General features: G+C 64.5%; 5 protein-coding genes. 4 read left to right on the forward strand and 1 reads right to left on the reverse strand.

The window, feature by feature from the left end:
- The first annotated feature begins 44 nt into the window (after positions 1-44).
- From IC66_RS0106390 to IC66_RS0106405, 4 genes are all read left to right on the forward strand, one after another.
- Positions 45-1595, forward strand: coding sequence for a WS/DGAT/MGAT family O-acyltransferase (locus IC66_RS0106390; RefSeq protein ID WP_028143433.1), 1551 nt, complete (start codon positions 45-47; stop codon positions 1593-1595).
- Positions 1596-1605: 10 nt separating this feature from the next.
- Entirely contained in the window at positions 1606-2601 is a 996-nt protein-coding gene (locus IC66_RS0106395) for an alpha/beta fold hydrolase (protein WP_038947056.1), read from the forward strand.
- A gap of 114 nt (positions 2602-2715) precedes the next feature.
- Positions 2716-5952, forward strand: a complete 3237-nt coding sequence (locus tag IC66_RS0106400; protein ID WP_038947057.1) for a bifunctional cytochrome P450/NADPH--P450 reductase — start codon at positions 2716-2718, stop codon at positions 5950-5952.
- A 149-nt stretch (positions 5953-6101) separates the two neighbouring features.
- Positions 6102-6776, forward strand: coding sequence for a spermidine synthase (locus IC66_RS0106405; protein WP_038947058.1), 675 nt, complete (start codon positions 6102-6104; stop codon positions 6774-6776).
- On the opposite strand, the gene IC66_RS0106410 is transcribed toward IC66_RS0106405, so the two are convergent.
- Positions 6773-7006, reverse strand: a 234-nt coding sequence (locus IC66_RS0106410; RefSeq protein ID WP_038947059.1) for an alpha/beta fold hydrolase, incomplete at its 5' end; no start/stop codon positions are given. The two genes, IC66_RS0106405 and IC66_RS0106410, sit on opposite strands and share 4 nt — an antisense overlap.

The raw sequence follows: 7006 nt of genomic DNA on the forward strand, positions 1-7006 counted from the left end.
GAAGCGCCAGAAGGCGCCCGTCAAAATTGTTGCGGGAGGGAATTATGGCTGACGGTAAGAAGCTGTCGTCGCTGGACGCGTCGTTTCTCTATCTGGAAACGCCGGAGATGCCGATGCATGTCGGGAGCATGGCGATCTTTCGCCTGCCCGACGATTACAAGGGCGACTTCTTCGAAGACTTCAAGGCGATGATCGTCTCGCGCCTGCATATCGCGCCGATCCTGAAGGCGCGGCTGGAGAAGGCGCCGCTCGACATCGATCATCCCTCCTGGGTCGAGGACGATCAGTTCGACATCGACCGTCACATCTTCCGTGCCAGCCTGCCGCAGCCGCGCGACCGTGCCACGCTGGAGCGCATCGTCGGCTGGATGCACGCCAAGCTGTTGAACCGCGCCCGCCCGCTCTGGGAGTTCTACGTGTTCGAGGGCATGAAGGACAACGAGGTCGGGCTCTATTCCAAGATGCACCATGCCGCCATCGACGGCGGTGCCGGTGCGGCGCTGACCAACATGATCTACGACATCTCGCCGATCCCGCGGAAGGTCGATCCGCCGGCGGCTGGCAGCAAGCCCGGACAGGAGCCGCGCGACATCGCGGCGAACCTGCTGGATTCCTACCAGCAGCTTTTCAACCAGCCGCTCGACGCCGGCAAGGCCGCCCAGAACCTGCAACTGCCGCGCACCGGCAAGAGCGACATCGGCTCGATCCTGTTCGACAACGCGATGTACCAGATCGAGAGCGCGGTGCGCTTCGCGGGCAATATCCCGACCATGGTCAAGAGCGTCTCCGATGTGCTCGGCAAGGTCGCCGATCCCAAATCGCGCGAGAGCCTTGCCAGCATGGTGTCGCCGCCGACCATGCTGAACAAGACCATCTCGTCGGAGCGAAGCTTCGCCGGTGTGTCGATCCCGCTGTCTCGCGCGAAGGCGCTGGCCAAGCAGGCCGGCGGCAAGCTCAACGACGTCGTGCTGGCGCTCGCCTCCGGCGTGGTCCGGCGTTACCTGAAGGAGTACAGCACGCTGCCGGCGAAATCGCTGACCGCGGCGGTACCGATCTCGCTGCGCGAGGAGGGCAACACCGAAGCCAACAACCAGGTGTTCGGCATGATCTGCGCGATCGCGACCAACATCGACGATCCCAAGGCGCGGCTCGAAGCCATCATCGCGCAATCGACCAAGTCCAAGGAGATGTCGCATCCCCTGCGCGCGCTGATGCCCCAGGTCTCCAACATCTCGATGCTGGGCGCGCCGATCATGGTGCAGATCCTGGCGTTGCTCTACAGCCGCTCGAACCTGTCGGACGTGCTGCCGCCGGCTGCCAACATCACCGTGTCCAACGTGCCGGGGCCGCGGCAGACGCTTTACGCTGCCGGCGCGGAGCTATTGCACATCTTCCCGGTGTCGATCTCGACGCACGGGCAGGCGCTCAACATTACCGTGCAGAGCTATCGCGACCAGCTCGATTTCGGCTTCATCGTCGGCGCCAACATCATTCCGCATGTGCAGGTGATGTGCGACATGCTGCCGGAGGAGTTCGCCGCGCTGGAGGCGGCCTACGCGCCGCCGGCGACCGACATCAAGGGCGCTGCGGAATAGGAATGGTTCGATGATTGAAATGCCACAGCTCAAGTTCGTGCAGACGAACGGAATCCGCATGGGCTATTACGAGGCGGGCCCGATCACGGACACGCCGCCGATCGTGCTGTGCCACGGCTGGCCCGAGCTCGCCTTCTCCTGGCGCCACCAGATCAAAGCGCTGAGCGAGGCCGGCATCCGCGTGATCGCGCCCGACCAACGCGGCTATGGCGCGACCGACCGGCCCGAGGCGGTCGAGGATTACGACATCGAGCACCTGACCGGTGATCTCGTCGGGCTGCTCGACCATTTGCAGATCGACAAGGCGGTCTTCGTCGGTCACGACTGGGGCGGCTTCATCGTCTGGCAGATGCCGTTGCGGCACATCGACCGGGTGGCGGGCGTGGTCGGCATCAACACGCCGCATACCAACCGTGCCTGGGCCGATCCGATCGAGCTCCTACGCGCCCGCTTCGGCGACAAGATGTACATCGTGCAGTTCCAGGACCCGGCGCGTGAGCCCGACAGGATTTTCGGAAGTCGCGTCGAACAGACTTTTGACGCGTTCATGCGCAAGCCGGCGCCGCGCCCGGCCGACGCGCCGGCAGAGGAGGTGGTTGCCGGCGTCGGCGCTTCTCCGCGGGTCAATCTGGCGTTTCCGCAGATGATCGCCAGCTATGACGCAAAGCATGATCCGCGTACGCCGATCCTGTCGCCGGAAGAGAAGAAGGTGTTCGTCGACAATTTCACCAGAACCGGCTTTACCGGAGGCATCAACTGGTACCGCAACATGTCGCGCAACTGGACGCGCGCCGAAGGGCTCGATCATACGGTGCGGGTGCCGTCGTTGATGATCATGGCCGAGAACGACGCGGTGTTGCCGCCGTCTTCCGCCGATGGCATGGACAAGCTGATCCCCGATCTCGAAAAATATCTGGTCCGCGACAGTGGCCATTGGACGCAGCAGGAGAAGCCGGAGGAGGTCAGCGCCAAGCTGATCGAATGGCGTAGAAGGCGGTTTGGGTGACGACGCAGTCGTCATCCTGGGGCGATGCGTAGCGTCGAACCCGGGATCTCGAGATTCCGGGTCTGGTCCTTCGGACCATCCCGGAATGACGCAAGGCAGGGGAAACGCACGTCAATGTCATCCAAGAACCGTCTGGACCCGATCCCGCATCCGCCGACCAAGCCGGTGGTCGGCAACATGCTTTCGCTGGACTCGGCCGCCCCCGTGCAGCATTTGACGCGGCTCGCCAAGGAGCTCGGTCCGATCTTTTGGCTCGACATGATGGGCTCGCCGATCGTGGTCGTCTCGGGCCACGATCTCGTCGATGAACTGTCTGATGAGAAGCGCTTCGACAAGACCGTGCGCGGTGCGCTGCGGCGCGTACGCGCGGTTGGCGGCGACGGGCTGTTCACGGCGGACACCAAAGAGCCGAATTGGAGCAAGGCGCACAACATCCTGCTCCAGCCGTTCGGCAACCGGGCCATGCAGTCCTACCATCCGAGCATGGTCGATATCGCCGAGCAGCTCGTCCAGAAATGGGAGCGGCTGAACGCCGACGACGAGATCGACGTCGTCCACGACATGACGGCGCTGACGCTGGATACGATCGGCCTGTGCGGTTTCGAGTATCGCTTCAATTCGTTCTACCGGCGCGACTACCATCCCTTCGTCGAGTCGCTGGTGCGCTCGCTCGAAACCATCATGATGACACGCGGCCTGCCGTTCGAGCAGATCTGGATGCAGAAGCGGCGCAAGACGCTCGCCGAAGACGTCGCCTTCATGAACAAGATGGTCGACGAGATCATTGCCGAGCGCCGCAAGAGCGCGGAGGGGATCGACGACAAGAAGGACATGCTCGCCGCGATGATGACCGGCGTCGATCGTTCGACCGGCGAGCAGCTCGACGACGTCAACATCCGCTACCAGATCAACACGTTCCTGATCGCCGGCCACGAGACCACCAGCGGCCTGTTGTCCTACACGCTCTATGCGCTGCTCAAGCATCCGGACATCCTCAAGAAGGCCTATGACGAGGTCGACCGCGTCTTCGGCCCCGACGTCAACGCGAAGCCGACCTACCAGCAGGTGACGCGGCTCACCTACATCACGCAGATCCTGAAAGAGGCGCTGCGGCTGGGGCCGCCGGCGCGGGCCTATGGCATCTCGCCGCTCAAGGACGAGACGCTCGGCGGCGGCAAGTACAAGCTTCGCAAGGGCACCTTCACCACCATTCTGGTAACCGCGCTGCATCGCGATCCCAGCGTCTGGGGACCGAATCCGGATGCGTTCGATCCCGATAATTTCAGCCGCGAGGCGGAAGCCAAGCGGCCGGTCAATGCCTGGAAGCCGTTCGGCAACGGCCAGCGCGCCTGCATTGGCCGCGGCTTTGCCATGCACGAGGCCGCGCTCGCGCTCGGCATGATCCTGCAGCGCTTCAAGCTGATCGACCACCAGCGCTACCAGATGCATCTGAAGGAAACCCTGACGATGAAGCCGGAAGGCTTCAAGATCAAAGTGCGCCCGCGCGTCGATCGCGAGCGTGGCGCCTATGGCGGGCCAGTCGCGGCCGCTACTTCGGCGCCGAAGGCGCCGCGCCAGCCGACCGCGCGGCCCGGCCACAACACGCCGATGCTGGTGCTTTACGGCTCCAATCTCGGCACCGCCGAGGAGCTGGCGACGCGCATGGCTGATCTCGCCGAGATCAATGGCTTTGCCGTGCATCTCGGCCCGCTCGACGATTACGTCGGCAAGCTGCCGCAGGAGGGCGGCGTTCTGATCATCTGCGCCTCCTATAACGGCGCGCCGCCTGATAACGCGACGCAGTTCGTCAAATGGCTCGGCGGCGACCTGCCGAAGGATGCCTTTGCCGGCGTGCGCTACGCCGTGTTCGGCTGCGGCAACAGCGACTGGGCCGCGACCTATCAATCGGTGCCGCGCCTGATCGACGAGCAATTGTCGGCGCATGGCGCGCGCGCGGTCTATCCGCGCGGCGAGGGCGATGCGCGCAGCGATCTCGACGGCCAGTTCCAGAAATGGTTTCCGGCGGCGGCACAGGTCGCGACCAAGGAATTCGGCATCGACTGGAACTTCACCCGCACCGCCGAGGACGATCCGCTCTATGCGATCGAGCCGGTGGCGGTGAGCGCCGTCAACACCATCGTGGCCCAGGGCGGCGCGGTGGCGATGAAAGTGCTGGTCAATGACGAGCTTCAGAACAAGGGCGGGTCCAATCCCTCCGAGCGTTCGACGCGCCACATCGAGGTGCAACTGCCGTCCAACGCCAGCTACCGCGTCGGCGATCATTTGAGTGTCGTGCCACGCAACGATCCCACGCTGGTGGATTCGGTCGCGCGCCGCTTCGGCTTCCTGCCCGCCGACCAGATCAGGCTGCAGGTCGCCGAGGGCCGCCGCGCGCAATTGCCGGTGGGGGATGCCGTGTCCGTCGGCCGCCTGCTCAGCGAGTTCGTCGAGCTGCAGCAGGTGGCGACGCGCAAGCAGATCCAGATCATGGCCGAGCACACCCGCTGTCCGGTCACCAAGCCGAAGCTGCTGGCTTTCCTCGGCGAGGAAGCTGAGCCGCTCGAGCGTTACCGGGGCGAGATCCTGGCCAGGCGCAAATCGGTGTTCGATCTTCTGCTCGAATATCCGGCCTGCGAGTTGCCGTTCCATGTCTATCTCGAAATGCTCTCGTTGCTGGCGCCGCGCTATTACTCAATCTCGTCCTCGCCGTCGGTCGACCCGACGCGCTGCAGTGTCACGGTCGGCGTGGTCGAAGGGCCGGCCGCCTCCGGCCGCGGCACCTACAAGGGCATCTGTTCGAACTATCTCGCCAACCGTCGCGCGGGCGATGCGATCTACGCCACCGTACGCGAGACCAAGGCCGGCTTCCGGCTTCCCGACGATCCCTTGGTGCCTATCATCATGATCGGCCCCGGCACGGGCCTTGCGCCGTTCCGCGGCTTCCTTCAGGAACGGGCCGCACGCAAGGCGAAGGGCGCCAGCCTCGGACCCGCGATGCTGTTTTTCGGCTGCCGCCATCCCGACCAGGATTTTCTCTACGCGGACGAGCTGAAGGCGTTGGCGGCGAGCGGCATCACGGAACTCTTCACCGCGTTCTCACGCGCGGACGGACCGAAGACCTATGTGCAGCACCTGCTCGCCGCGCAGAAGGACAAGGTCTGGCCGCTGATCGAGCAGGGCGCGATCGTCTATGTCTGCGGCGACGGCGGCAAGATGGAGCCGGACGTGAAAGCGGCACTGGTCGCGATCCACCGCGAGAAGAGCGGCAGCGACGCCGCCGTCAGTGCGCGCTGGATCGAGGAGATGGGGACGAAGAACCGCTATGTGCTGGACGTCTGGGCGGGAGGGTAGGCAGAGATCGTAGGGTGGATTAGCCCGCGGCTGCGCGCAGCGCAGTCCGCCGGCGTAATCCACCGCTTCTGATCCCGTGGAAAGTAAAGAGGTGGGTTACGCCTTCGGCTAACCCACCCTGCGAATCCCGATCATGCTAAACGTCCCTCATGATTCCCTGGGAAAAAATCGACACCGCCAAAATCCCCGGCTCCGACGAAGAGCTTCGCCTGATGCGGCGAGGCAAGGAGTTCTCCATCAAGCTCGGCACCAACGAGCTGATGAACAACCGCCTGTCGGGCTCGGAAGCCGCGCTCGCAACGCTCGCAGCGAAGCAGATCGAGAAGGTGTCCAAGCCCGTCGTCCTGATCGGTGGCCTCGGAATGGGCTTTACGCTGCGTGCGGCGCTCACCGTGCTTGGAGCCAAGTCAAAGATTGTGGTCTCCGAGTTGGTCCCCGCGGTGGTCGCGTGGGCGCGGGGCCCGATGGCGGAGGTGTTCGGCGACAGCCTCGATGATGCCAGGGTCAGCATTCGGGAAACCGACGTCGGCGAAATCATCCGGGCGCAGCGGTCGGCTTTCGACGCCATTCTCCTCGACGTCGACAACGGGCCGGAGGGACTGACCCGCAAGGGCAATGATGCGCTCTATAGTTCGAGCGGGCTGAAGGCGGCGAAGACGGCGCTGCGGCCGGGCGGCGTGCTCGCGGTCTGGTCGTCGGGACCCAACCCGGCCTTCACCAAGCGACTTCGCAGCGCCGGTTTCGACGTCAACGAGGTCAATGTCCGCGCGACCGGCAGGGGCGGCGGTGCGCGCCATGTGATCTGGATGGCGAAGAACAGTTAAGCTGCCTGCGCCGCCGCGCCATGCGCGTGCTTGTCGATGGCGCCGATGATCTCAGGCCAGAACCGCATCGGCAGTGCATGGCCCATACCGTCGATCATCAACAATCTTGCGTTCGGGATTGACGCCGCCGTGTCCTTGCCGCCCTCAGGCCGCACCAAGGGATCGACGGTACCGTGGATCACGAGCGTCGGCGTCTGCACGGCATGCAGCCGCTCCTTGCGGCTGGCGGG

The organism is Bradyrhizobium genomosp. III (assembly GCF_000261705.1).
GTDB lineage: Bacteria > Pseudomonadota > Alphaproteobacteria > Rhizobiales > Xanthobacteraceae > Bradyrhizobium > Bradyrhizobium ottawaense.

What these genes read in the sequence shown, in the direction of transcription:
- IC66_RS0106405 (WP_038947058.1), top strand. Translation starts at nt 6,102, where the DNA reads ATGATTCCCTGGGAAAAAATCGACACCGCCAAAATCCCCGGCTCCGAC.
- IC66_RS0106395 (WP_038947056.1), top strand. Translation starts at nt 1,606, where the DNA reads ATGATTGAAATGCCACAGCTCAAGTTCGTGCAGACGAACGGAATCCGC.
- IC66_RS0106390 (WP_028143433.1), top strand. Translation starts at nt 45, where the DNA reads ATGGCTGACGGTAAGAAGCTGTCGTCGCTGGACGCGTCGTTTCTCTAT.
- IC66_RS0106400 (WP_038947057.1), top strand. Translation starts at nt 2,716, where the DNA reads ATGTCATCCAAGAACCGTCTGGACCCGATCCCGCATCCGCCGACCAAG.